Raw genomic sequence first — 23,266 nt, 5'->3', positions numbered from 1 at the left:
GTCAGTGGCAATCAACAATATCGATGGTGATATCGAAATTATCCGTTAGAGCATAGCGGTGAGAGCCTCTAATAATGGAGGCTGTTTTTGGCGATTACACTGATACTGATGAGTTAACGATGAATACTACTTTTCCCAGTAAAGTCCTCGGCGATATGCGCGTTACTGCCGTAAGCGATGGCTATTTGCAGGTAGGTTTTGGCCTGTTAACCAAAATTGATGAAGACGAGTGCAGAAACATTCAGGCAAACGCCCGTATAGCACAACCGAATACGGTCAACATAAACACCTTTCTGGTACAACAAGCCGGGATGAATATCCTGATCGATAGCGGCGCTGGCGGCGTTAAAGGGTGGGGAGGCCAACTGATCAATAATCTGGCTAAACTTGGCGTCAAACCAGAGGATATTGACGCCGTACTGTTGACCCATGCGCATCCCGATCACATCGGTGGCTTAATTAATTCGCAGCAAGACGCGGTATTTCCTCGTGCTGAATTGATAATACCTCAAGATGAATTCAGTTATCTCGAAGATGACCGTAATTTGGTTACGGCCAGTGAACGCGTTAAAGGTAATGTTATGTTCGCGCGCAGCGTGTTTAAACAATATCAGCATCGTTTACGGCTGATTGATGAAGGCGAGGTGTTTGCTGGTATCAGTGCCCTGGCATTAAAAGGACATACGCCAGGCCATACGGGGTATCTCCTCTCTGGAAGCATAGAACGCGTATTAGTGTGGGGGGATATTGTGCATTTTCCCCATATTCAGCTATTAGACCCCGAGGTCACGATAGCCTTCGACTTCGACCCGCTTTTGGCGCAGGAGACGCGCATTCGCCTTCTTGAAAAGGTCCGCGCTGAACAGATACTGGTTGCCGGGATGCATTTTGATACAGCAGGTTTCGCCAGGATTAAAAAATGCTCGTCCGGCTATCAAATTATCCCGGCGGACGGAATTAATAGCCAGTCTCACGCAGCCGTGGATCCTGAAATACGGATGCCACCATGAGGTTCAACTGCTGCAAATCGAAATGGGTGCCCTCAGGGCGGCATAGCAGCTCAATTCCGAAATCATTAAACTCACCTGTTAATGGATGGATTTTTATTTTTTGCTGGATCTCATCGCTGATTGAGCAACGCAGCACCAGCGAGACCCCTTTGCCATCGGCGATATTTGAGAACAGCACCGGGTAAGAGCCGCACTCCACGACGCGCCTGGGAGTAATGTTGCCTTCACGGAATAACATATCCAGATTGCGCGTTGAAGTTGCGCATTTTTTACTACTCAATAAAAAGACATTGTCATCCAGAGCGGAGGTCGCGGTGATGGCTGGATGATCTTTCGCGGTGATAAGCACTAACTCACTAGTGAGCAACATAGCGCGCGTATGCTGTGGGGAGGAGAAGCCCGCGCCAATAATGACCGCATCATATTCGTGTCTATCGAAAGCATTAAGTAAACTGCTGGTATTGCCGATTGAAACATCAATATCCCAGCCTAAGTCATGGCCTGAATCAATCAATGCGCTGATAACATAGGGCGGCAAACATTCAATGATGCCGATTTTAATCGTTAATCGGCGTCTTTTTGAAAGGGTAATGTTGTGTTTGCAATCATCCGCCAGGTTAAGCATTTTGAGGGCATATTCATACAATATCTTTCCCTGCTCGGTTGGGATGCACCCCTCGTTCTTCCTGTCTAATAGCGTGGCATCCAGGCTACTTTCCAGGCTGCGTATCCGATGGGAAATACTGGATTGCACTCGATTCAGACGTTCTGCCGCCAGGGTGATATTCCCCGTTTCCACAACAGTAACGAACGCCAGAAGTTCATTAAGCTTCATCTTAAACCTTATATGAGCGTTATTTTCTATCCGCCAGCATATTTATAAATTTTGGTGACTACTTTGTCATCAGATTTTTAATTATTGACGAATATAGCGATGATTATCGCGGTGACGAACGGCCATCGATTTTTTCGCTAATAATCTCGATTTTATTCTCTGGTTTTTCCCTCTGGCGACATTCATAACAATAAAACCATTTGATCTGTTTTGATAAGGACCTGCGGATATGTCGCTGGTAAGTAGTTGTTCACTTGATCAAGGTTTTGAGGCGCCGAGGCGCTATTTAGCCGCCGCGGCCATACTAATCGGCGTGCTAATGGCGGCGCTGGATAGTTCCATTGTCAATGTCGCCTTGCCTTCGATTGCCAGTGCGTTACGGGTCGATTCGGCGTCCGGTATCTGGATCATCAACGGCTATCAGGTAGCCAGCGCGGCGACGATGCTGATTTGCGCGTCGCTGGGCAGCAGAATCGGTGAGAAGCGTTTTTATACGGCGGGAATGGCGTTATTTACGCTCTCTTCGCTGGGCTGTAGCCTTGCGCCGACCTTTGGCGTACTGGTTACCATGCGCATACTGCAAGGGGTAAGCTATGCGGTCATGATAAGCGTGGGGCTGGGCTTGTACCGGGTTATTTTCCCACCCCGCGCGCTAGGAACGATTTTCGGGCTGAATGCGCTGGCCTTCGCGGTTGGCACGGCTATCGGTCCGGCGCTGGGCGGATTTATCATCTCGTCGCTCTCCTGGCCGTGGCTTTTCTATATCAATATCCTGCCTGGCGGCGCTGCGATTGTTTTCTCCTTGATTTCATTAGGGGAGGATAACGAAAAGGAGCAGGGCTTTGATTGGGCCGGGGCCGTGAGTTCAGCGGCGGCATTAGGCTTGATGGTGGTGGCGGTCGATCAAATTGGCCGCTGGGAGGGCCGAACGCTTATCTACTGCGCGGTGGCATCAGTGGCGTTATTTGCTTTCTTTATTATCGCCCAGACGCGAGCGAAGCATCCACTATTGCCGCTTGATATATTTCGCTCACGCCAATATACCCTGGCGGTGATCTCGTCCAGCTCTTTGTTCATCGCCCAGGGAATGGCATTGGTCGGTTTACCGTTTGTATTGCAACATACCTACCATTACTCAGTACTGGAATCGGCTTTTATCTTTACGCCGTGGCCGGTGGCGGTCGCAATCTGCGCCCCGCTGGCGGGAAGCTTGTCAAACCGTTTTAATCCGACGCAGATTTCAACTGTCGGGGTGGTTATCTTTTGTCTTGGCTTAGGCTCGCTGGCACTGTTGCCGGGCGCTGCGACGGTGAATGATTTTCTGTGGCGGACCGCCGTTTGCGGGGTGGGGTATGGCTTATTCCTGCCGCCAAATAATAAGGAGATGTTTGCTAATGTCTCAGCAAATCGCACGGCAACGGCCTCCGGGGTATTATCCACCGCCAGGACGACTGGGCTGTCCATCGGTGCGGCGCTGGTGGCGATGGTTATTGCGCTGTTGAACGGCTTAACCGGCCCAGGCGGCGCACAGTTTGCCGTTTATGTGTTTGGCCTCGCCTGCGCTATTGCTGCGATATCCTCTATTGCCAGTACCTTACGCTTGCATCGCTAAAGAAAGGAATGCCGGTAGTGGTGAAAATGCAACCGCTACTGGCACGTTCGATTATGAGTTTTTAGCATTTTTACCTGTTTAGCGGCGGTTCAAAATTTTTAATATATTCAGCAAAACAGATTGTTTTCTTTCGTTATAATAAGGCACTTGAATGCGCTGACCCCCGAACTGGACCTGCTTTCTGATGCTGGAAATAAAAAATATCGCCTGCCTGCGGGATGAACGAACCCTTTTTACCCACCTATCGTTTGCGGTACAACCCGGCGAGATTATTCAAATTTCAGGCCCCAACGGTGCGGGAAAAACCTCGTTATTACACCTCCTGACCGGGTTATCGACGCCAGAAGAAGGGGAAATTCTCTGGCAGGGCAAACCGCTGCGGCGTACTCGCGATAGCTGGCACGCGCAGCTCTTGTGGCTCGGTCATCAGGTGGGGGTTAAAGGGGCGCTAACGGCGGACGAAAATCTGCGCTTTTACCATCCTGAGGCGACCATTGAGGCGCGCTGGCAGGCGCTGGCGCAGGTTGAGCTGGTGGGCTTTGAAGATGTTCCCGTAGCGCAACTCTCTGCCGGGCAACAGCGGCGCGTCGCGCTGGCGAGGCTTTGGCTCAGCCGCGCGACGTTCTGGATTTTAGATGAACCCTTCACCGCGCTCGATGCGGCTGGCGTGCAAACGCTGACCACCCGGCTGGAGCAGCACATCGGCCAGGGCGGTGCGGTCATCCTGACCACCCATCAACCTCTGCGCCCTCTGTGCGTTCCCTTACGCACGATTATGCTGAGTGACGATGAGGCGGTCGCGGCATGATCAAGCAGATATTCTGGCGCGACCTGCGCCTTGCCTTTCGCAATTACGCCGAAATTATCAACCCCCTGTGGTTTTTCCTGATTATTATCACTCTGTTCCCCCTCAGTATCGGCCCTGAACCGCAGCTGCTCCGGCAGATTGCGCCGGGCATTGTCTGGGTGGCCGCGTTACTCTCTTCGCTGCTGGCAATGGACCGGCTGTTTCGCGATGACTGGCTGGATGGCTCGCTGCAGCAACTGATGCTGATGCCGGTGCCGCTGTCGCTGGTGGTGCTGGCAAAAATCGCGGCGCATTGGGTGGTTTCCGGGCTGCCGCTGCTGATAATCTCTCCGCTGATCGCTATGTTATTCGGACTTTCGACCGCGGAGTGGCAGGTGCTGGCCCTGACGCTATTGATGGGCACGCCAACGCTGAGCTTTATTGGCGCCATCGGCGTGGGGCTGACCGTCGGCCTGCGGCGCGGCGGCGTATTGCTGAGCCTGCTGGTGCTGCCGCTGATGATTCCGTTACTGATTTTCGCCACCGCCGCCGTGGGCGCGGCGCAGATGCAGTTGCCGGTTGACGGCTATATGGCCATTCTTGGCGCCTTTCTGGCGGGAAGTGCCACCTTAAGTCCGTTTGCTACCGCGGCGGCACTCAGAATTAGCGTGCAATAATTCCCGTTCCCTCGGGGCAATGAGGCAAAAAAAATGTGGAAAGTGTTACATCAACTCGCCATTCCAGAGCGCCTGTATAGCGTATGCGGACGATTCATTCCGCTGATGGCTATCCTCAGCGCACTGTTTCTGGTGGTGGGCTGCGTCTGGGGATTTGTCTACGCCCCGGCAGATTATCAACAGGGTGAAAGCTATCGCATCATGTATCTGCACGTCCCGGCGGCGATGTGGTCGATGGGGATTTACGGCTCCATGGCCGTGACCGCTTTTGTCGGCCTGGTCTGGCAGATGAAAATGGCGGATAAAGCGGTGATGGCGATGGCGCTGCCAGGCGCGGTTTACACCTTTATTGCGCTGGTGACCGGTTCCGCGTGGGGAAAACCGATGTGGGGAACCTGGTGGGTCTGGGATGCGCGTCTGACTTCCGAACTGGTCCTGCTGTTTTTATACGTCGGGGTGATTGGCCTGTATCACGCTTTTGACGATCGCCGGCTGGCCGGGCGCGCCGCCGGGATACTGGTGCTGGTTGGGGTGGTTAACCTGCCGATTATTCATTATTCCGTGGAGTGGTGGAACACCCTGCATCAGGGCTCGACCAATATGCAGAAAACCATCGATCCGTCGATGCGCATGCCGTTGCGTTTAACCATTTTCGGTTTCTTATTCCTCTTTATTACTCTGACATTAATGCGTATGCGTAATTTAATTTTGTTGCAGGAGCGCCGCCGTCCGTGGGTCGTGGCGCTGGCTGGCGCTAGTAAGCGCGAGGAGAACTTATGACCAGCGCTTTTCACTCCTGGAGCGATTTCTGGCAGATGGGCGGCTACGCCTTTTATGTCTGGCTGGCGGTTGCAGTGACGGTCATCGCGCTGCTGATTTTGTTCATCCATACCCGCTGGCAGCGCCGGGCGTTGCTGGCGGATGTACGCCGGCAGATGGCGCGCGAGCGGCGGGTATCGGCGGCGCGTAAGCAAAGCACAATGAAGGGAGATGCGTTGTGAATCCTCGGCGTAAAGTACGTCTCTGGCTCGCCTGCGGAGTGATTGGGGGGCTGGCGCTGACCGTTGGTCTGGTGATGTATGCATTAAGCTCCAATATCGATCTCTTCTATACCCCAGGCGAAGTGATATACGGCAAACGGGAAAATGGCCAGAAGCCAGAGCCGGGACAGCGTCTACGTATCGGCGGCATGGTGATGCCCGGCAGCGTGAAGCGTGACGATAAAACCCTCGATGTGACCTTCAAACTCTATGATGCCCGCGGCGTCGTCGAGGTGAGCTATACCGGGATACTGCCAGCGTTGTTCCGCGAAGGGCAGGGGGTTGTAGCCCAGGGGACGCTGCAGGACGGGACGCATATCCGCGCGAAGGAAGTGCTGGCGAAACACGATGAAAATTACACCCCTCCGGAAGTGAAAGAAGCGATGGAAGAGAATCATCATCCGGCTGAGAAGCCACAGGGAGCCGCGCAATGATCCCTGAAATCGGCCTCTTCCTGCTGTGCCTGGCGTTGGGCATTTCCTGCCTGCTGGCGCTATTTCCCTCCTGGGGCGCGATGCGGCAGGATGCGCGGATGATGGCGCTGGCGAAGCCGCTGTCGGTAGCGATGTTTGCCGCCATCCTCGGGGCGTTTCTCATTCTGGTGTATGCCTTTGTGGTGAATGACTTCACCGTTCTGTATGTCGTCAGTAACTCGAATACGCTGCTGCCGGTGTGGTATCGCGTCGCGGCGACCTGGGGGGCCCACGAGGGATCGTTGCTGCTGTGGGTATTGCTGATGAGCGGCTGGACCTGCGCGGTCGCGGCCCTGAGCCGTAATATTCCGCTGGAAGCCTCTTCGCGGGTGCTGGCGGTAATGGGGATGATCTCCTTCTGCTTCCTGGCGTTTATCCTGCTGACCTCAAATCCGTTCGTGCGCACGCTACCTGATTTCCCCATCGAGGGGCGCGATCTGAACCCGATGCTGCAGGATATCGGGCTGATCTTCCACCCGCCGATGCTGTACATGGGCTATGTGGGTTTCTCCGTGGCCTTCGCTTTTGCCATTGCGTCGCTGATGACCGGGCGCCTTGATAGCGCGTGGGCGCGCTGGTCACGCCCGTGGACGCTGGCGGCGTGGAGCTTTCTGACGGTCGGTATCGTGCTGGGGTCGGCGTGGGCCTATTATGAGCTCGGCTGGGGCGGCTGGTGGTTCTGGGATCCGGTAGAAAACGCCTCCCTGATGCCGTGGCTGGCGGGAACGGCGCTGATTCACTCGCTATCGGTCACCGAAAAGCGCGGCAGCTTTAAATCCTGGACCGTACTGCTGGCGATTCTGGCATTCTCGCTGTGCCTGCTGGGCACTTTCCTGGTGCGTTCCGGGGTACTGATTTCCGTACACTCCTTCGCTTCCGATCCCACACGCGGCATGTTTATCCTGGCACTGTTGGTGATCACTATCGGCGGTTCGCTGCTGTTATTCGCCATCAAAGGCGGCAAGGTACGTTCCCGGGTGCGTCACGAACTGTGGTCGCGCGAGTCGCTGTTGCTGGGCAACAATGTGCTGCTGATTGCCGCCATGCTGGTGGTACTGCTGGGGACGCTGCTGCCGCTGATACACAAGCTACTGGGGCTAGGCAGCATTTCTATCGGCGAGCCGTTCTTTAATTCCCTCTTTATTGCGCTGATGATCCCGTTCTCGTTGCTGCTTGGGATCGGGCCGCTGGTGCGCTGGCGTCGCGATGAATTCCACAAGCTGCGTAAGCGGCTGCTGATTGCCGCGGTGGTTGCCGTCGTACTGGCCATCGCACTGCCGTGGCTGATGCAGGATCGTATTAAAGCCATGACCGTAGTTGGCCTGCTGATGTCGCTGTGGGCATTCGTGCTTACCGTGATGGAAGTGGTGGAGCGCGCCACCGATCGCCACCCCTTCTGGCGCGGGCTGACCCGCCTCGGACGCAGCCATTGGGGAATGGTCGCCGGCCATGTGGGGCTGGTGGTCACCGTCATTGGCATCGCCTTCAGTCAGAATTACAGCATTGAACGCGATGTGCGAATGAAGCCGGGCGATAGCGTCGATATCCACCAGTATCACTTTGTGTTCCGGGACGTGCGGGATATCACCGGGCCGAACTACTTTGGCGGTGAAGGGGTGATCGAAGTTTCGCAGAATGGCCATCATGTGAGTACGCTGCGGGCGGAGAAACGCATTTACAGCAGCAGCCGGATGGAGATGACCGAAGCCGCCATCGACGGCGGGCTGGCGCGCGACCTGTACGCTGCGCTGGGTGAAGAGCTGGCCGACGGTAGCTGGGCGGTGCGCTTGTACTATAAACCTTTTGTTCGCTGGATCTGGTTCGGCGGGATGTTAATGGCGTTTGGCGGCGTGCTGTGCATTCTGGACCCACGTTATCGCTTACGTAAATCACTGCCGGAGAACGCGTGATGAACCGCAAAGTCTTATATTTACCGCTGGCTATCTTCCTGATTCTGGCGGCGGCGCTGATGTGGCAACTGATGCGCAATAGTGACGGCGACGATCCTACCGTGCTTGAATCAGCGCTGGTGGGTAAGCCTCTGCCGGATTTCCGCCTGGCGTCGCTGGAAAAACCGGATGTCATGCTGGATCCCTCTAACATTATCAATGGTAAACCGGTGCTGATTAACGTCTGGGCCACCTGGTGCCCCACCTGTCGGGCGGAGCATCAGTATTTGCGCTCTCTGGCGGCGCAGGGCATTCGCATCGTTGGCATCAACTATAAAGACGATCGCCAGAAAGCGGTGAACTGGCTGCACGAATTGGGCAACCCGTATGCGCTGGGGGTGTTTGACGGCGACGGTATGCTGGGGCTGGATCTTGGCGTGTATGGCGCGCCGGAAACTTTCCTCATCGACGGCAAAGGCATTATCCGCTACCGCCATGCCGGCGATGTGAACGAGCGGGTCTGGCAGCAGGAGATTCTGCCGCTGTGGAATAAATACAGCCAGCAGGGGGGCGCGTGAAATATCTGCTCATCACTTTACTGACGGCGCTGCTCTCGTTTCAGGCGCTGGCGGCGATTGATACCTATCCATTTAAAGATGAGGCCCAGGAGCAGCAGTTCCGCCAGTTGACCGAACAGCTGCGCTGCCCGAAATGCCAGAACAACAGTATTGCCGATTCGAACTCGATGATTGCCGCCGACATGCGCAAAAAGGTCTGGCAATTGATGGAGCAGGGACAAAGCAATCAGCAAATCACCGATTACATGGTGGCGCGCTACGGCAACTTCGTGACCTACGAACCGCCGGTGACCCCCGCGACGATTATACTCTGGCTGCTGCCGGCTTGTTTCGTTGTGGGCGGCGCGCTGGTGATTTTTCGTTTAAGCCGTCGCTCACGGGCTGAACGCATCAGCGAGCTGAGCGCGCAGGAACAGGAACGCTTAAAGGCGCTGCTTGATGACAATAAAAGGACCCTGAAATGATTGTCGCTTTGCTCATCATGTTGGTGTTACTGCTGGGAACCGCGGCGCTGCTGTTTATTCCGTGGAGCGGCAGGCAGCGCGTTGACCGCAATACCATGAACCATATGATTTATCGGGCGCGCCTGCAGGAGCTTGATGAGGATCTTTCAGCGGTGAACGCGGCGCAGCAACAGCAGTTGGTTGACGATTTACGCTTGAATTTATTGGAAGATTTGCCCGAATCTGCCGAAACGAATCACAAAAATAGTAGTTATTGGGTGTATATTCTTGGGGTTATTATACTAACCTCTTTATGCGTAGGGGTTTTTATCCGAACGAGTTACATGACCCGCGTGGTTGAGTGGCAGCAAGTTGTCCAGCAAACGCCGCAGCTGATGCAGCGGGTGATGGATCCACAGGGTAAACCGTTGTCGGAAGAAGAGCTGTTTCGACTGGCGCTGGGGCTACGCACCCGCCTGCAGCAATACCCGGCCGACCAGCTGAGCTGGACGATGCTCGGCAGGCTGCAACTGGTGCTCAATAATCCAGGCGCCGCGTTACAGGCGTTTGATAAGGCGCGACAGCTGGCGCCAGGCAACGCCGATGCGCAACTGGGATATACCGAAGCGTTACTTCACTCTACGGATCCCAACGATAGCCGTGAAGCCCAGCAACTGCTCGATACGTTGCTGAAGAATAACCATAACGATGTACGGGTGCTTAGCCTGGCGGCGTTTAACGCCTTTGAGCACCAGCAGTATGACAAAGCGATCGCGGCGTGGCAGCTAATGCTGCAACTGTTACCGGCGGATGATGCTCAGCGAGAAATTATCATTCGTAGTATTGACCGGGCTAAAAAAGAACAAGCCGCTATTCTGCAATAATTAAAATAACGTGAGTATTGCTCGAAGGCATATTGGATTTGCAATGGGTTATCGCTCTGAAATCACAGGATAATCATCCCCGGCTGATTATCCTGGCTCCGAAAATTTCCAAAAATTTAGTTGGATTAGAAGGTGAGTGCAATCGTTATAGATTTATTTATATAACGATTGCCATCTGGCAGGGACTTTTGCGTCTTTCATTTAGGAAAAGGGTTAAATAATAAGATGAGTAAACTTTCACTGGAACGCTCTGGTAGGCGAAAAATTATATTTATCGCCTTGCTGGTTGGGATCATTATTGGCGTGGTATTGCTGGCTGGTACCGCGACTATTATGCATAAAACCAGCGATACCGAATTTTGTGTGTCATGTCATACCATGCAGCAGCCTCTGGCGGAATATCAGGGCAGCGTGCATTTCCAGAACGATAAAGGTATTCGCGCCGAGTGCGCCGATTGCCACGTTCCTCATCAGCCGATCGATTATATGCTGACCAAAATTGGCGCCCTGAAAGATGTCTGGGGTGAAATGACCGGCAAAATCGACACTCCGGAAAAATACGAGGCGCATAAACTGGCGATGGCCCAGAGCGTCTGGGATGGGTTGAAGAAGAGCGATTCGGCGACCTGCCGTTCCTGCCACGACTATAAAGCGATGGATATTCTGGCGCAAACCCCTGAAGCCCGTAAGCAGCACCCGGTCGCAATCAAAGAGGGCGAAACCTGCATCGATTGCCATAAAGGCGTGGCGCATATTCTGCCGAACATGAGCGGCCTGGCGGCGGCAGGGGCGAGCGAGCTTGCTAACGCGGCGGCGAAAACTCCGGCGACCGCGACCACCCTTTACACCATTCAGACCCAGCCGTTCTGGCTGAGCGAGAAAGCAGGCGACCATAACGACGGTAACCTGATGGCCTCCACTGAAGTGAAAGTGGTGAAACGTGAAGGCGACATGGTGCTGGCGGATGTTCATGGCTGGCAACAGGATGGCGTCACCGAAGCTTTCTACGCCGCGCGCGGCAAACGCATCATGAGCGCGCTGCTGGGCGAAGAAGCTCGCAAAGCGTTAAAAGTCTCTGGCTCCGTTACCGATGAAGAGACCAAACAGGTCTGGCATGAAGTCGATCTGCAGGTCTGGCTGCCGGCGAAAAATCTGATTGGCGATCAACAAAAAATCTGGAGTTACGCTTCTGAATTAATGGCTAACAACTGTACCGGCTGTCATGGCCTGACCGAGTTGAATCGCTTTAACGCCAACCAGTGGATTGGGGTGGTTAAAGGTATGTCCGGCCGTACTTCACTGACTCAGGAACAGGTTCGTCTCCTGACCCAGTACGTACAAAAACATGCGAGCGACATGCCAGCAGCGGCCAATCAGGACAAACAATAAGGAGCCATGATGAAAAAGAATAACGATTATGACATGGCGGATCAGAGCCAGGAACCCGGTATGAATCTGACGCGTCGCCGTTTTCTGGCTGGCGCCAGCGCTCTGATGGCGGCGCCTCTGCTGGCGGGGCTGTGGCCGCGTTCGGCGCTGGCGGAGGCCATTAGCCAGGCGATGCCGCAGTTTATCGCATTGCGCCAGGCTGAAAGCGGGATTCTCACCGGCGCCCACTGGGGCGCGTTTGAAGCCATCGTTCGCGACGGCAAAATGGTTGACGTTCGCCCGATAAAAGACGATCCGTATCCCAACGAACTGATTACCATGGCGCCGTATCAGGTTCATGCCGAAAACCGGATTAAATATCCGATGGTTCGTAAAAGCTGGTTAGAAGGCGGAGCGAAAAACAGTAAGCCAGAGCTGCGCGGCCGCGATGAGTGGGTCCGCGTCAGCTGGGATAAAGCCCTGCATCTGGTGGCGGGAGAAATCAGCCGTCTGCAAAAAGAGCATGGCCCATCATCTATTTATGCCGGTTCTTACGGCTGGAAAAGCGTCGGGATGTTCCACAACCCGAGAACGCTGCTGCAGCGCATGATGAACCTGGCGGGCGGCTTTGTCGGCTATTCCGGCGACTACTCCACCGGCGCGGCGCAGGTGATTATGCCGCACGTGGTCGGCTCTGTTGAAGTTTACGAACAGCAGACCGCGTGGCCAAACGTGATTGATAACAGCGAGCTGGTGGTGATGATCGGTTGTAACCCCATGATCACGCTGAAAAACAGCTGGAACCTGCCGGATCACGTCGGCCAGACGGGTTTTGAAGCGCTGAAGAAAAAGGGCACCCGGATGATCTGTATCGACCCGGTGCGCAGCGACAGCGCGCGTGAGTTAGGCGCCGAGTGGATCGCCCCGCGCAGCTACACCGACTGCGCGCTGATGGCGGGGGTGGCCCATACGCTGCTGGCTGAAAATCTGCATAACCCTGATTTCCTGAAAACCTACACCGTAGGGTTCGATAAATTTGAAGCCTACCTGAACGGTAAAGAAGATGGCGTCGTCAAAGATGCCAACTGGGCTGCGGATATCAGCGGCGTTGATGCTGAGACTATCAAGCAGCTGGCGCGAGATATGGCGAAGCATCGCACCATGATCATGGGCGGCTGGGGCATCCAGCGTCAGCATCATGGCGAACAGGCCCACTGGATGATGGTGACGCTGGCGGCGATGCTGGGGCAGATTGGCCTGCCCGGCGGCGGTTTCGGCTTTAGCTATCACTACTCTTCCGGCGGTAGCCCAACCGCGCGCGGCGGCATTCTGGCAGGGATCTCCGCCGGTAGCCCAACGTCGCCAGCGGCGAAAGATATTACGCCGTTCCCGGTGGCGCGCATCGCCGATGCGCTGGCGAACCCAGGCAAGACCATCGACTATAACGGGACAAAGGTCACCTATCCGGATATTAAAATGGTGTACGTGGCGGGCGGTAACACCTTCCACCAGCATCAGGATACCAACAACCTGGTGAAAGCCTGGCAGCATCCGGAAACCGTGGTGGTGAACGAACCGTACTGGACGGCGACGGCGAAACACGCGGACATCGTACTGCCGGTGACCACCACCTACGAGCGTAACGATATGGACATGGGCGGCGACTATTCGCAGCTTTATGTCTTCCCGCTGCGCCAGTGCGTACCGCCGCAGAACGAAGCGAAAAACGATTTTGATGTCTTTGCGGGGATTGCCGAGATCCTTGGGGTGCACGAGGCCTTTACCGAAGGCAAAGATGAGATGCTGTGGTTGAAGGGCATGTATGACGAGATGAAAGCCCAGGCGCGCAACGCTCGCGTGGCGCTGCCGCCGTTTGATATGTTCTGGGCTTCCAATAACTACATTCGCTTCCCGATCCCGCAAGAGAACACCCAATGGGTGCGTTTCGCCGATTTCCGCGAGAACCCGCTGCTCAACCCGCTGGGGACGCCATCAGGGAAAATCGAGATCTACTCTGACGCCATCGCCAAAATGGGCTACGAGGACTGCAAAGCGATTCCAACCTGGATGCCGCCGCACGAGTGGTATCGCGGGCCGGAAGCCGAGAAATATCCGCTGTCGCTCAATACCGGTCACCCGATTAACCGTCTGCATTCTCAGCTCGATAATACGCCGCTGCGCAAGAAATACGCGGTAGCCGATCGCGAAGCCATCTGGATCCATCCGAAAGATGCGAGCGCGCGCGGCATCAGTGAAGGCGATCTGGTTCGCGCCTTTAACGATCGCGGGCAGATCCTTGTCGGAGCGGTGATTACCGATAACGTTCGCGAAGGCGTGGTGCGCATCAGCGAAGGGGCATGGTTTGATCCGGCCGATCCGTCACAGCCGGGATCGCTGTGTAAAAACGGTAACGTCAACTGTCTGACCTTTGACGTCGGCTCCTCCAGCCTGGCGCAGGGGAACTGTGGCCAGATGTCGCAGCTGCAGATCGAGAAGTACACCGGACCGGCGTTGAAAAACACCGCGCACGATGTGCCGGTAGGCGCGTAACCCGCAGCTAACGTTTGAAAGACAAAACGGACACTTCCGTGAGGGAGTGTCCGTTTTATTGTTGTGCTCTTTCCGGTAAGAGAGATTGCCGCGGCGCAGGTTTGCTATGGTTACCTGTGCATTCATATTAACAGTAAACGATCTTCTTAATGTGGATTAGAACTTACTGAATAAGATCTTTTTGATACTAATGTTTTAATAAAAAAAGAGTTTTCTCCAGGAAGCTACGCCATGTTTCACCCCACGGTTCGGGATGGAACCTGTCATTCGCAATTTTCTCCATAATGGAGGTAAGCACTTCCTCATCTTCGATTTCTAATAAAGAGGAAATTTCTAATTTAGCATTTTCAATTGATGAGATACTGTAGTCACGATAGCTGCCGATAATCTCATTAATTGAATTGCCAAAATCATCGTGCTCGTTACTAAAATAAATAGTGAGCATATCCTGTATGGCAGGGTACTTACGGCCCGGGTTTTTATCCCATATATGGGTAAGACGTGAGAACATAGTACGGTTTCCCCTGATAAACGATGGTTACCAAATTTAAGCGGGACAACTGTGCCTGGTGTTTGGCTTTAACGAATCGGCTAGGTAAGCACTAGTCTGCGTACCGTCTTCAGGAATTCGTAGGTAGTCGTTTCCCACAATCCAGGCGAAAAATCATATCCATATCGGCTTTTGAATTCATCATCCTGCCTGTCCCTGTAACTCTCAATGAAAGTATCAATCTCTTAGCCTGCTGGGTAATTGATAGTGAGGCGCCCTCTGCTTTTTCCTGCACCAAGCAAAGATTTGATATTTTCTCGATTAAGATAGACTGCTCTAGAAATTACGTCTTTGCAACGGTTTCCAGAAGTGAGCGTCTCTGTCGGGTAATTCACTCTCTTGATTTTTCCCACCTGTAGACCATGCTCATTTGATACATGCGAGAAACAATAACGTCATCTTTAGCCGAAGGTGCTACAGGTAGTTGGCCTTTGGTATATCTAATGATGCCCTTTTAACAATAAGAGAGAACCATGCTTGAACTCCGTCCTAATTGCGAATGCTGTGATAAAGATCTGCCCCCTGAATCAAAAGAGGCATTCATCTGTTCATTTGAATGCACATTTTGTATTGATTGCGTGACCCAACGGCTTAGTGGCCTGTGCCCGAACTGCGGAGGGGAACTGGTGCGACGTCCAATACGCCCTGAAGCATCCCTCCTGCGATATCCTGCATCCAGTCAGCGTCACTATAAACAGTAGAGATGAAAACTATGTTCGCTCTTTGCTTATAACGTCCTAAGTGATCCTGCTAGTCGTCTGCTGAGTACCAGAAACGGATGTTAAGTATTGGGGCTCCATCATTGTATTGCTTTATGCAACTGCTGATTATGGTTGCTATGGCAGGCATTTTTCCACCGGAAAAAAAGCCGTAACCCAAGATTACAAGGATTACCCTGGGTTTGAGATGCCCCTTCCTGAAAGATTTCGAAGAAGAACCTTTACGCACTTTCATCATACTTCTTTCAAAACTGCACCCTAAACGTTTATGGTGTGGATTCTCATACAATTATGAAACAGATGTTATTCATGCCGAATGCACAAAAGAATAAAGACTGGGTCAAGCTTGCACACACGCCAGGGAAAATAGAGCGCTTGGAGGCGTATTTCAGCGGGCATGGTTATGAACCTCATCGGCACGATACATATGCGATCGGCAGGACATTGTCTGGTGTGCAACGTTTCCGTTATCGTGGCAGTAAACAACATAGTTTACCTGGTGGGACGATGGTCTTACACCCGGATGAAATTCATGATGGAGAGGCAGGAACGCTCGAGGGATTTCAGTATCGGATGTTTTATATCGAGCCCGCTTTAATTCAGAAAATTTTAGGCGGCAAACCGTTACCATTTATTCACAGCGGGATCTCATCTGATCCCCGGTTGTTTGCCGCTACCGGGCCGCTTTTAAAAGCGCCAGAAGATTCTATTGATACGCTTGAAGAGGAGGATGCCCTTTACGATCTTGCCCAGACTCTGGCAGTTGTGTCAGGGCAACGATTTCGTCGATGCCTTGTGGACTATCAGTCTGTCGAGCGCGCTCGCGAATATATACAATCTGAATTCAGCCAGAACATCACGCTGGATACGTTGTCCTCCGTCTGTGGTAAAGATCGCTGGAGCCTGAGCCGGGATTTTCGAACTCTTTTCGGAACGAGTCCTTATCGCTACGTAACAATGCGCCGTCTCGCATACTGTCGACATCTGATTCAGTTAGGCCTGTCACTTGCGGAGTCTGCGTTGGCGGCAGGGTTTTCAGATCAAAGTCATATGACACGCCAGTTTATAAAAGCATATGGCATTTCACCGGGTCGTTGGCAAACATTTATTCAAAAACGCCGTCCCTGAGTTGCACGATCGTTCAATACCGGTACCGCAATATTATTTATCCTCGGCGTTTCTTAGCCATTAAGGAATGTCATCATGTACTCACCTGTAAATCTGGAACAGAAGTTCTCTCTCTTCGATACTCACTGGCAGCCAAAAGTCATCGCGCAGATGAACGACTACCAATTCAAAATCGTGAAAATAGCGGGCGACTTTATCTGGCACTCACATCCGGAAACCGACGAATCCTTTATCGTAGTTGAGGGGGTTTTGCGTATTGATTTTCGTGACGGGTATGTTCTTGTCAAGCCAGGAGAAATGTTTGTTGTACCTAAAGGTGTTGAGCATAAAACGTCAGCTGAGACGACGGTAAAAATGATGATGATAGAACCCTGTGGTGTCAGGAATACCGGACATGAAGGTGGGGAACGCACCGCAGAAAACGATATTTGGATTTAATTTGGGGAGATTTTAAGCCAGCCGATCGGCTGGCTTAAATAGTAGAAAACAAGTACATCGGCTTTTCTCCTTACTCAGCTTTGCTTCATGCCTGGAGCGGACGTTGCTAACCTGGTGATGTGGCTTTATCGGGGCATATCAATATCGCTAACATTGCTAAACTCAACGAGATCTATGCAACCTGAATACGGAGCTCTTGATGGTCACCACACATGTTTTCATCGCGGTCAGTCTTGATGGTTATATCGCCCGACAGGATGGCGATATCGACTGGCTGTTGAAGCGCGATGACCCGACAGAAGATCACGGCTATGCCGCGTTCATCGCGGACAAAGATTGGATCATTATGGGGCGAGGCAGCTATGAGAAGGTGCTGACTTTTGACGAATGGCCTTATGACCGACCCGTGCTGGTGCTTTCCCGGCAGCTAACTGATACTCCCGTGCCCGAAGCGCTGAAGGGTAAGGTGCAGTTTTCATGCTTCACGCCAGGGGAGGCTCTTGCTCACCTGAAGGAGAAAAACGTGCACAGGGTATATATCGATGGCGGGCAGTTAATACAGTCATTCCTGCGCGAAGGTTTGGTCGCCGATATCGTTGTCACTACCGTTCCTGTCCTGCTCGGTTCGGGTAAACCGCTGTTCGGAGTCCTGACCCATGATATCGATTTGACGCTATTATCCAGCCGCAGCTTCCCTTCGGGTCTGGTGCAGTCGCACTATCGGCTGATGTCATAAGCTGAATCTGAGCATAGTGGCGACCTCCGCCGATAACCGCTGTGGTGATTGTGGGATCAGCCGAAAAGGATGCCATCTCTACAGGGACATTACTGTTCCTGCAAAAAATATCTAGCCTGAATATAAACAACTCGATATTCTGAAATGCTTTGTATTTTTTGTGAACAGGAAAAAGTATGCTGAGTACATTACCCGATTTACACAGAAGTTTTGCAGAGCAACTCAAACTTAAATTTCAGTCTGATTCGCGAATTCACTCCCTTCTCGCTGGTGGCTCGATTGTTCATGGCGGGTTTGATAAATACTCCGATCTCGATTTTGTCGTTGTCGTAGACACTCTCCACTATGACGAAATCATGAAGCAGCGTAGGGAGCTTGCCGGAACATTAGGCCATCTGCTCCATGCTTTTACCGGGGAACATGTCGGAGAGCCTCGCCTGCTAATATGCCTGTATGGCCCAGAACTTCTTCATGTCGATCTGAAATTCGTCACTCTGGAAATGCTCACTCAACGCGTTGAGGAGCCAGTTGTGTTATTTACCCGTGATAACACTGCTCTGCAGCGACAACTGGCAAAATTTAGTGCTCACTGGCCTGACATGACGCCGGAGTGGTTTGAGTCCCGAGCCTGGATCTGGCTGCATTATGCAGTGGTTAAGTTGGGAAGGGGCGAACTCTTCGAAGCGATTGGTATGCTGTCATTCTTCCGCGAGCAGGTGCTGGGGCCAATGCTGTACCGTCGTGCCAATCTTCCGCAACGTGGGGTTCGCCGCATTGAATTCCACGGCATTGATCCTGATGGCCTGCTGACTTCCACGCTGGCAACGCACGATCGTGACTCCGTCAGCATGGCCATCAGAATGGCTGTTGACGCTTATATCAATCTGCGAGCTGATGCTCTGCCTGAGAATATCGCAGATGATGCGGCTCGTCGGGCGGTTCTCGCGATGCTGAAAGCGTATTCTGACAGGGTTTAAATCTGTACTCCGGTCGCTTACACGGCCGGAGTAAAGTACCAGCGATCTAAATCCCAGGATTGGCTGTCGCAGTTTAGTTACTACAATCCCATGCTAAAGCCAGGTTCAGGTGTCAAGAGTAAGGTCCGCTATCTAAAAACATGACCTGCCTGTATGCGATATTTACACCATCACCACCATCATAGAGAACGTAGCCCGCTTCTTTGGGTTTGGCTGATTCGATTTCTTTAACGGCTAAAGGTTTGGTTTGTCTTGCCATTGCCGGGTTTCCATAGTTTTAGGCACCTCAAAAACAATAAAGCTTTATGAGGTGCCTAAACAGGATCGGATTTAATGAGTTCTCTTCGAACTTCGCGGGACAAATTCAAGGCACAAAAAAGCCCGCAGGGCTTCATCGGATGACTCTGGTAATCACCGATGGAGAATTTTGGTGGAGCTGGCGGGAGTTGAACCCGCGTCCGAAATTCCTACATCCTCGGTACTACATGCTTAGTTTGTCTTTACATTCGCACGCCAGCTGCGGACAGACACGCCACTAACGAACTAGCCTGATTAGTTTTAGCACTTCAACCCCAGGCAGGGCATCCGCGCGATCTCTTTTGGGTTTGACCTCTCTTGATCCCCGTCCTAAGAGCGGAGGCTAGGGAGAGAGGGCTCTAAGCAGGTTATTAAGCTGCTAAAGCGTAGTTTTCGTCGTTTGCGACTATTTTTTTGCGGCTTTTTACGAGGCCAACCGCCCCTCGGCATGCACCTTGGGTTTCGCGAATCCCGTCGAATCCAGAATCAGCCCCAATGTGTACTTGAAGTATAACAGATTTGTGAAGGTGGTTACCAGCCCCTGAAGCGAGGATTCTGGCGGCATATCGAGTGAAAAAGCAGCGACAACAGCAATATAGCGTGGGGCCAGGGGAGCTGGCCCGCAGAGAGGGGGGATTACCGCCCGGCGTTTTTCATGATGCGCGCCTTATCGACCGCCCATTCACGATCTTTTACGTCGGTGCGCTTATCGTGCTGTTTCTTACCTTTCGCCACGCCGATTTTCACTTTGCACCAGGCGTTCTTCCAGTACAACGACAGGGCGACGACGGTATAACCTTCGCGGTTAATGCGGCCGTATAGCGCATCTAGCTCGCGCTGATTGAGCAGCAGCTTGCGGGTACGGGTCGGATCGCAAACGTAATGCGTGGAGGCGACCGCCATTGGCGTAAAGTTGGCGCCGAAAAGATAGGCTTCGCCATCTCTCAGAATGACATAGCTATCGCCGATGTTGGCTTTGCCGGCACGCAGAGATTTCACTTCCCAACCCTGCAGCGCGAGGCCTGCCTCGTATTCATCTTCGATAAAGTATTCGTGACGGGCGCGTTTATTCAGCGCAATGGTGGCTGATCCAGGTTTGTGGGCTTTTTTCTTAGTCATAATGTCCTGAAGTCATCGCTAGTTCTAAACATTGTTACCTCAATCCTTCCTGCGAGGCGTAATGGGCTATCTTAGCACGAGTTATGGTACAGCGTTTTTTTTAGCAGCAGATAAATGATATTATTTGTCCCGTGTTTAAATGTGGAACCTGCTATGCCTCAGATTAGCCGTACTGCGCTGGTGCCTTTCAGCGTGGAACAGATGTATCAACTCGTAAATGATGTGAAGTCCTATCCCGATTTCCTGCCTGGCTGCACCGGTAGCCGAGTACTGGAGGCCGGGCCGACGCAAATGACGGCGGCGGTTGATGTGTCCAAGGCCGGCATCAGCAAGACTTTCACGACGCGTAATACACTGACCGATAACCAGAGTATCCTGATGAGCCTGGTCGATGGGCCGTTCAAAAAGCTGATTGGCGGCTGGAAGTTTATTCCGCTCAGCCCGGATGCGTGCAAAATTGAGTTTCATCTCGATTTTGAGTTCACCAACAAGCTGATTGAAATGGCTTTTGGTCGCATCTTTAAAGAGCTGGCTGCCAATATGGTGCAGGCGTTCACCACGCGCGCCAAAGAGGTGTATCGTGTCGGCTAATATTGTGGTTGAAGTCGCCTATGCGTTGCCGGAAAAACAGTACCTGCAGCGCGTGAAGCTGCAGGCTGGGGCAACGGTCGAGCAGGCGATTATCTCCAGCGGTATTCTGGCGCTGCGCGAAGATATCGATCTGGCGAAAAATAAAGTCGGCATCTACAGCCGTCCGGTCAAGCTGCATGACGAAGTCCATGATGGCGACCGCGTAGAGATTTATCGCCCGCTGATTGCTGACCCGAAAGAGCTGCGTCGGCAGCGGGCTGAAAAGCACGCTGAGAAATAAGCGGGAATGCACAATTAAAAAAAGCGCTCATTGAGCGCTTTTTGCATTTCTACTGGCCTGAGATTACTTGGTCAGCGCCGGTTTGTTATCAATGTTGGTTAACACACCGCTGCTGTCGAAGGTCAGCGTCAGTGTCTGCTGGGTCACTTTCTCATGGCCCGGCTGCTGGCGGAAAACGTAGAACCAGGTGTTGCTACCAAATGGATCTGACATCATCGGCGTACCCAGCGCATAAGCAACCTGCTGTTGCGTCATGCCGACACGGATTTTTGCTACATCATTAGGTGCCAGATAGTTACCCTGGTTGATATCAGGACGGTAAACCACTCGTTCCAGAGTGGAACAGCCTGCGGTCAACATAAGGAGAACCGCTGCGGCAGCAGTCAGCGTTTTACAGCGCATAGTGATTTGATTCCTTTTTGGGCCCGAGCAATACGTGGCTCATCTGTAATATGCCGATAATAATAGACCTTTGCCCGGTTGGGAACCTTCGACTGCAGGTCTATTGGCAATTTGCTGTTCACTATGACTCTGTGAAAATCAAAAAGTTTACGCCGCAAGCAACTCTTTCGCGTTCGCCAGGGTGTTGCGGGTCACCTCGCTACCGCCCAGCAGACGGGCCAGTTCCTGCAGTCTGGCGCGTTTATCCAGCGCATGCATGTGCGTCTCGGTCATCTCGCCATCGGTCTCTTTGCAAACGAAGAAATGATGGTGACCACAGCCAGCAACCTGCGGCAGGTGAGTCACGCACATGACCTGCGTGGATTCTCCCAACTGGCGGAGCAGTTTGCCGACCACCGCCGCCGTCGGGCCGCTAATGCCGACATCGACCTCATCGAAAATCAGCGCCGGGGTCTCCATTTTACGAGCGGTAATAACCTGAATAGCCAGTGCGATACGCGATAACTCGCCGCCGGAGGCCACTTTAGCGATCGGCTGCAGCGGTTGCCCCGGGTTGGTGGTAACGCGGAACTCAATATGGTCGGCGCCTTCGGCGGTCAGATGGCGTTCATCAAAGGCGACATCAATGGCAAACACGCCGTGAGGCATAGAAAGTGAGTGCATACTTTCAGTAATCAACTGGGTGAGTTCGTCGGCGCTGCGCTGACGCAGGGCGTGCAGTTCTTGCGCCGTTTCCAGCGCCAGGCGGTGATGCTCAACGACCAACTGGCTCAGCGACTCCAGCGAACCGGCGCTGTCGTCCAGCAGACGCTGCTCATCCAGCATGGCCTGATAGAACGCCGGCAGCTCTTCCGGCGCAATCTGATGCTTACGCGCCAGCGCAATCTGCCGGGAAATGCGCTGCTCCAGTTCGAACAGACGGTTAGGGTCGAGATCGAGACGGTCATTGTAGTGGCGCAGTTCATCGGTCGCCTCGCTGAGCTGAATAGAGGCTTCTTCCAGCATATCGAGCACGCCGGAGAGTTTGCTATCCATACCGACCAGCTCGCTAACCAGCTGTTTAGCGGTATAAAGCTGACTTTGCAAATTGGCCTCTTCGCCGTCGGCCAGTACCGTTAACGCATGCTGACAGGTACTGAGCAGTTGGCCGCTGTTAGCCAAACGTTTGTACTCTTCGTCAATCTGTTCGAACTCGCCCGGCAGAGGATTAAATTCGTTCAGTTCTTTGAGCTGGTATTGCAGCAGGTCTGCGCGGGCGGCGCGCTCCTGGCTCTGCTGCTGATGCTGCGCCAGCTCCCGGCAGCTCTGGTGCCACTGGCGGTAGCGCTCCGCCATGCGTTGAGTAAGCGCATACTCACCGGTATAACCATCAAGCAGCGTTTTCTGATGTTCGGCTTTGGTGAGTAACTGATGGGCATGCTGTCCGTGGATCTGGATAAGCAACTGGCCTAGCTCGCGAAGCTGAGAAAGAGGCACGGCGGTGCCGTTGATGAAACCGCGGGAGCGTCCGTCAGCGCTGATCACGCGGCGAAGTAAACACTCACGCCCGCTCTCCAGTTGGTTCTCTTCCAGCCAGCGCTGGGCGGCAGGGGTATCTTTCAGCGCGAAGCGCGCGCACAGGTCGGCACGGCTGGCGCCGCGGCGCACCATGTCAGCTTCGGCTCGGCCGCCGAGGCACAGCCCCAGCGCGTCGATGGCAATGGATTTCCCGGCGCCGGTTTCCCCGGTGATGGCGGTCATGCCGCTGTGAAAATCAATTTCCAGTTCACGAACGATAGCGAAATTGCTGATGGTGAGTTGCGCCAACATAGCTGCCTTCCTGTATGAAAAACCATTACTGTGTTTTCGTACAGTATAGACTGGTTTTTTATCCAGTAAAGAGG

At 53.2% G+C, this 23,266-nt stretch carries 26 protein-coding genes, 1 other RNA gene and 1 pseudogene; 20 read left to right on the top strand and 8 right to left on the bottom strand.

The window, feature by feature from the left end:
* The first annotated feature begins 119 nt into the window (after positions 1–119).
* On the top strand, positions 120–1,010 hold the full coding sequence (locus ABLV08_RS20555) for an MBL fold metallo-hydrolase (RefSeq protein WP_348856224.1): 891 nt from the start codon (positions 120–122) through the stop codon (positions 1,008–1,010).
* On the opposite strand, the gene ABLV08_RS20550 is transcribed toward ABLV08_RS20555, so the two are convergent.
* On the bottom strand, positions 958–1,845 hold the full coding sequence (locus ABLV08_RS20550) for a LysR family transcriptional regulator (protein WP_032708932.1): 888 nt from the start codon (positions 1,843–1,845) through the stop codon (positions 958–960). The two genes, ABLV08_RS20555 and ABLV08_RS20550, sit on opposite strands and share 53 nt — an antisense overlap.
* A 229-nt stretch (positions 1,846–2,074) precedes the next feature.
* Between ABLV08_RS20550 and ABLV08_RS20545 the strand changes: the two genes are divergently transcribed.
* The 12 genes from ABLV08_RS20545 to torA all read left to right on the top strand — a co-directional run bounded on the left by ABLV08_RS20545 (position 2,075) and on the right by torA (position 14,146).
* A complete protein-coding gene (locus tag ABLV08_RS20545; protein WP_032708931.1) occupies positions 2,075–3,457 on the top strand; it encodes a DHA2 family efflux MFS transporter permease subunit in 1,383 nt (460 codons plus the stop codon).
* Positions 3,458–3,641: 184 nt separating this feature from the next.
* Positions 3,642–4,265, top strand: coding sequence for a cytochrome c biogenesis heme-transporting ATPase CcmA (gene ccmA / locus ABLV08_RS20540; protein ID WP_032708930.1), 624 nt, complete (start codon positions 3,642–3,644; stop codon positions 4,263–4,265).
* Complete coding sequence (gene ccmB / locus ABLV08_RS20535) at positions 4,262–4,921, top strand: heme exporter protein CcmB (RefSeq protein WP_015370111.1); 660 nt, start codon at positions 4,262–4,264, stop codon at positions 4,919–4,921. The genes ccmA and ccmB overlap by 4 nt, the downstream gene beginning before the upstream one ends.
* A 33-nt stretch (positions 4,922–4,954) precedes the next feature.
* Positions 4,955–5,701, top strand: coding sequence for a heme ABC transporter permease (locus tag ABLV08_RS20530; protein WP_063411180.1), 747 nt, complete (start codon positions 4,955–4,957; stop codon positions 5,699–5,701).
* Complete coding sequence (gene ccmD, locus ABLV08_RS20525; protein WP_006798167.1) at positions 5,698–5,922, top strand: heme exporter protein CcmD; 225 nt, start codon at positions 5,698–5,700, stop codon at positions 5,920–5,922. The genes ABLV08_RS20530 and ccmD overlap by 4 nt, the downstream gene beginning before the upstream one ends.
* Complete coding sequence (ccmE, locus tag ABLV08_RS20520) at positions 5,919–6,395, top strand: cytochrome c maturation protein CcmE (protein ID WP_015703212.1); 477 nt, start codon at positions 5,919–5,921, stop codon at positions 6,393–6,395. Before ccmD ends, ccmE begins: the two co-directional genes overlap by 4 nt.
* Entirely contained in the window at positions 6,392–8,344 is a 1,953-nt protein-coding gene (locus tag ABLV08_RS20515) for a heme lyase CcmF/NrfE family subunit (RefSeq protein WP_020078141.1), read from the top strand. Before ccmE ends, ABLV08_RS20515 begins: the two co-directional genes overlap by 4 nt.
* Positions 8,344–8,901, top strand: coding sequence for a DsbE family thiol:disulfide interchange protein (locus ABLV08_RS20510; protein WP_015370115.1), 558 nt, complete (start codon positions 8,344–8,346; stop codon positions 8,899–8,901). Before ABLV08_RS20515 ends, ABLV08_RS20510 begins: the two co-directional genes overlap by 1 nt.
* Complete coding sequence (locus ABLV08_RS20505) at positions 8,898–9,365, top strand: cytochrome c-type biogenesis protein (protein ID WP_015370116.1); 468 nt, start codon at positions 8,898–8,900, stop codon at positions 9,363–9,365. The genes ABLV08_RS20510 and ABLV08_RS20505 overlap by 4 nt, the downstream gene beginning before the upstream one ends.
* Positions 9,362–10,228 carry a c-type cytochrome biogenesis protein CcmI gene (ccmI, locus tag ABLV08_RS20500; RefSeq protein WP_015703209.1) on the top strand — a complete coding sequence of 289 codons (867 nt, stop codon included), beginning with the start codon at positions 9,362–9,364 and terminating at the stop codon, positions 10,226–10,228. The genes ABLV08_RS20505 and ccmI overlap by 4 nt, the downstream gene beginning before the upstream one ends.
* A 225-nt stretch (positions 10,229–10,453) precedes the next feature.
* Positions 10,454–11,617, top strand: coding sequence for a NapC/NirT family cytochrome c (locus ABLV08_RS20495; RefSeq protein WP_006798114.1), 1,164 nt, complete (start codon positions 10,454–10,456; stop codon positions 11,615–11,617).
* Positions 11,618–11,623: 6 nt separating this feature from the next.
* On the top strand, positions 11,624–14,146 hold the full coding sequence (gene torA, locus ABLV08_RS20490; protein ID WP_162872114.1) for a trimethylamine-N-oxide reductase TorA: 2,523 nt from the start codon (positions 11,624–11,626) through the stop codon (positions 14,144–14,146).
* A gap of 187 nt (positions 14,147–14,333) precedes the next feature.
* Here the strand turns inward: torA and ABLV08_RS20485 are convergent, their stop codons facing one another.
* Entirely contained in the window at positions 14,334–14,657 is a 324-nt protein-coding gene (locus ABLV08_RS20485) for a contact-dependent growth inhibition system immunity protein (protein ID WP_032712345.1), read from the bottom strand.
* Positions 14,658–14,737: 80 nt separating this feature from the next.
* Complete coding sequence (locus ABLV08_RS20480; protein ID WP_348856223.1) at positions 14,738–14,878, bottom strand: contact-dependent growth inhibition system immunity protein; 141 nt, start codon at positions 14,876–14,878, stop codon at positions 14,738–14,740.
* A 291-nt stretch (positions 14,879–15,169) separates the two neighbouring features.
* Between ABLV08_RS20480 and ABLV08_RS20475 the strand changes: the two genes are divergently transcribed.
* The 5 genes from ABLV08_RS20475 (at position 15,170) to ABLV08_RS20455 (ending at position 18,694) form a co-directional block, all read left to right on the top strand.
* Positions 15,170–15,397: a DUF1272 domain-containing protein gene (locus tag ABLV08_RS20475; RefSeq protein WP_072001133.1), complete on the top strand. Its 228-nt coding sequence runs from the start codon at positions 15,170–15,172 to the stop codon at positions 15,395–15,397.
* Between the two features lie 327 nt (positions 15,398–15,724).
* Positions 15,725–16,543 carry an AraC family transcriptional regulator gene (locus tag ABLV08_RS20470; protein WP_032706441.1) on the top strand — a complete coding sequence of 273 codons (819 nt, stop codon included), beginning with the start codon at positions 15,725–15,727 and terminating at the stop codon, positions 16,541–16,543.
* Between the two features lie 75 nt (positions 16,544–16,618).
* On the top strand, positions 16,619–16,981 hold the full coding sequence (locus tag ABLV08_RS20465) for a cupin domain-containing protein (RefSeq protein WP_015370120.1): 363 nt from the start codon (positions 16,619–16,621) through the stop codon (positions 16,979–16,981).
* A 199-nt stretch (positions 16,982–17,180) separates the two neighbouring features.
* Positions 17,181–17,717 (top strand): dihydrofolate reductase family protein, encoded by a 537-nt coding sequence (locus tag ABLV08_RS20460; protein ID WP_154105441.1) that lies wholly within the window; start codon positions 17,181–17,183, stop codon positions 17,715–17,717.
* Positions 17,718–17,893: 176 nt separating this feature from the next.
* On the top strand, positions 17,894–18,694 hold the full coding sequence (locus ABLV08_RS20455; RefSeq protein WP_348856213.1) for a nucleotidyltransferase domain-containing protein: 801 nt from the start codon (positions 17,894–17,896) through the stop codon (positions 18,692–18,694).
* A gap of 157 nt (positions 18,695–18,851) precedes the next feature.
* Here the strand turns inward: ABLV08_RS20455 and ABLV08_RS20450 are convergent.
* The 3 genes and pseudogenes from ABLV08_RS20450 to smpB form a co-directional block, all read right to left on the bottom strand.
* Positions 18,852–18,953 (bottom strand): annotated as a pseudogene (locus ABLV08_RS20450) (preprotein translocase); the annotation flags it as partial.
* Between the two features lie 169 nt (positions 18,954–19,122).
* Positions 19,123–19,485, bottom strand: a transfer-messenger RNA (tmRNA) gene (gene ssrA, locus ABLV08_RS20445).
* A gap of 142 nt (positions 19,486–19,627) precedes the next feature.
* Entirely contained in the window at positions 19,628–20,110 is a 483-nt protein-coding gene (gene smpB, locus ABLV08_RS20440) for an SsrA-binding protein SmpB (protein WP_015370247.1), read from the bottom strand.
* A 153-nt stretch (positions 20,111–20,263) separates the two neighbouring features.
* On the opposite strand from smpB, the gene ABLV08_RS20435 reads away from it, so the two are divergent.
* Entirely contained in the window at positions 20,264–20,701 is a 438-nt protein-coding gene (locus tag ABLV08_RS20435; protein ID WP_015370248.1) for a type II toxin-antitoxin system RatA family toxin, read from the top strand.
* Positions 20,691–20,981 (top strand): RnfH family protein, encoded by a 291-nt coding sequence (locus ABLV08_RS20430; RefSeq protein WP_015370249.1) that lies wholly within the window; start codon positions 20,691–20,693, stop codon positions 20,979–20,981. The genes ABLV08_RS20435 and ABLV08_RS20430 overlap by 11 nt, the downstream gene beginning before the upstream one ends.
* Before the next feature lie 63 nt (positions 20,982–21,044).
* Here the strand turns inward: ABLV08_RS20430 and bamE are convergent, their stop codons facing one another.
* Together bamE and recN are read right to left on the bottom strand one after the other, a co-directional pair.
* On the bottom strand, positions 21,045–21,383 hold the full coding sequence (gene bamE / locus ABLV08_RS20425; RefSeq protein ID WP_015703201.1) for an outer membrane protein assembly factor BamE: 339 nt from the start codon (positions 21,381–21,383) through the stop codon (positions 21,045–21,047).
* Between the two features lie 147 nt (positions 21,384–21,530).
* Positions 21,531–23,192: a DNA repair protein RecN gene (recN, locus tag ABLV08_RS20420; RefSeq protein ID WP_015370251.1), complete on the bottom strand. Its 1,662-nt coding sequence runs from the start codon at positions 23,190–23,192 to the stop codon at positions 21,531–21,533.
* Positions 23,193–23,266: the final 74 nt, after the last annotated feature.

Source organism: Klebsiella sp. CN_Kp088, assembly GCF_040064335.1.
Lineage (GTDB): Bacteria > Pseudomonadota > Gammaproteobacteria > Enterobacterales > Enterobacteriaceae > Klebsiella > Klebsiella aerogenes.
Note: the sequence above shows the minus strand (reverse complement) of the source record. Positions and strands in the feature narration are given on the sequence as shown.

Coding starts and splice junctions, on each gene's coding strand:
- ABLV08_RS20555 (WP_348856224.1), top strand. CDS start 120: ATGAATACTACTTTTCCCAGTAAAGTCCTCGGCGATATGCGCGTTACT.
- ABLV08_RS20465 (WP_015370120.1), top strand. CDS start 16,619: ATGTACTCACCTGTAAATCTGGAACAGAAGTTCTCTCTCTTCGATACT.
- ABLV08_RS20510 (WP_015370115.1), top strand. CDS start 8,344: ATGAACCGCAAAGTCTTATATTTACCGCTGGCTATCTTCCTGATTCTG.
- ABLV08_RS20545 (WP_032708931.1), top strand. CDS start 2,075: ATGTCGCTGGTAAGTAGTTGTTCACTTGATCAAGGTTTTGAGGCGCCG.
- bamE (WP_015703201.1), bottom strand. CDS start 21,383: ATGCGCTGTAAAACGCTGACTGCTGCCGCAGCGGTTCTCCTTATGTTG.
- ABLV08_RS20550 (WP_032708932.1), bottom strand. CDS start 1,845: ATGAAGCTTAATGAACTTCTGGCGTTCGTTACTGTTGTGGAAACGGGG.
- ABLV08_RS20470 (WP_032706441.1), top strand. CDS start 15,725: ATGCCGAATGCACAAAAGAATAAAGACTGGGTCAAGCTTGCACACACG.
- ABLV08_RS20515 (WP_020078141.1), top strand. CDS start 6,392: ATGATCCCTGAAATCGGCCTCTTCCTGCTGTGCCTGGCGTTGGGCATT.
- ccmI (WP_015703209.1), top strand. CDS start 9,362: ATGATTGTCGCTTTGCTCATCATGTTGGTGTTACTGCTGGGAACCGCG.
- ABLV08_RS20485 (WP_032712345.1), bottom strand. CDS start 14,657: ATGTTCTCACGTCTTACCCATATATGGGATAAAAACCCGGGCCGTAAG.
- ccmB (WP_015370111.1), top strand. CDS start 4,262: ATGATCAAGCAGATATTCTGGCGCGACCTGCGCCTTGCCTTTCGCAAT.
- ABLV08_RS20475 (WP_072001133.1), top strand. CDS start 15,170: ATGCTTGAACTCCGTCCTAATTGCGAATGCTGTGATAAAGATCTGCCC.
- ABLV08_RS20530 (WP_063411180.1), top strand. CDS start 4,955: ATGTGGAAAGTGTTACATCAACTCGCCATTCCAGAGCGCCTGTATAGC.
- ccmA (WP_032708930.1), top strand. CDS start 3,642: ATGCTGGAAATAAAAAATATCGCCTGCCTGCGGGATGAACGAACCCTT.
- recN (WP_015370251.1), bottom strand. CDS start 23,192: ATGTTGGCGCAACTCACCATCAGCAATTTCGCTATCGTTCGTGAACTG.
- ABLV08_RS20435 (WP_015370248.1), top strand. CDS start 20,264: ATGCCTCAGATTAGCCGTACTGCGCTGGTGCCTTTCAGCGTGGAACAG.
- ABLV08_RS20495 (WP_006798114.1), top strand. CDS start 10,454: ATGAGTAAACTTTCACTGGAACGCTCTGGTAGGCGAAAAATTATATTT.
- ccmD (WP_006798167.1), top strand. CDS start 5,698: ATGACCAGCGCTTTTCACTCCTGGAGCGATTTCTGGCAGATGGGCGGC.
- smpB (WP_015370247.1), bottom strand. CDS start 20,110: ATGACTAAGAAAAAAGCCCACAAACCTGGATCAGCCACCATTGCGCTG.
- ABLV08_RS20460 (WP_154105441.1), top strand. CDS start 17,181: ATGGTCACCACACATGTTTTCATCGCGGTCAGTCTTGATGGTTATATC.
- ABLV08_RS20455 (WP_348856213.1), top strand. CDS start 17,894: ATGCTGAGTACATTACCCGATTTACACAGAAGTTTTGCAGAGCAACTC.
- torA (WP_162872114.1), top strand. CDS start 11,624: ATGATGAAAAAGAATAACGATTATGACATGGCGGATCAGAGCCAGGAA.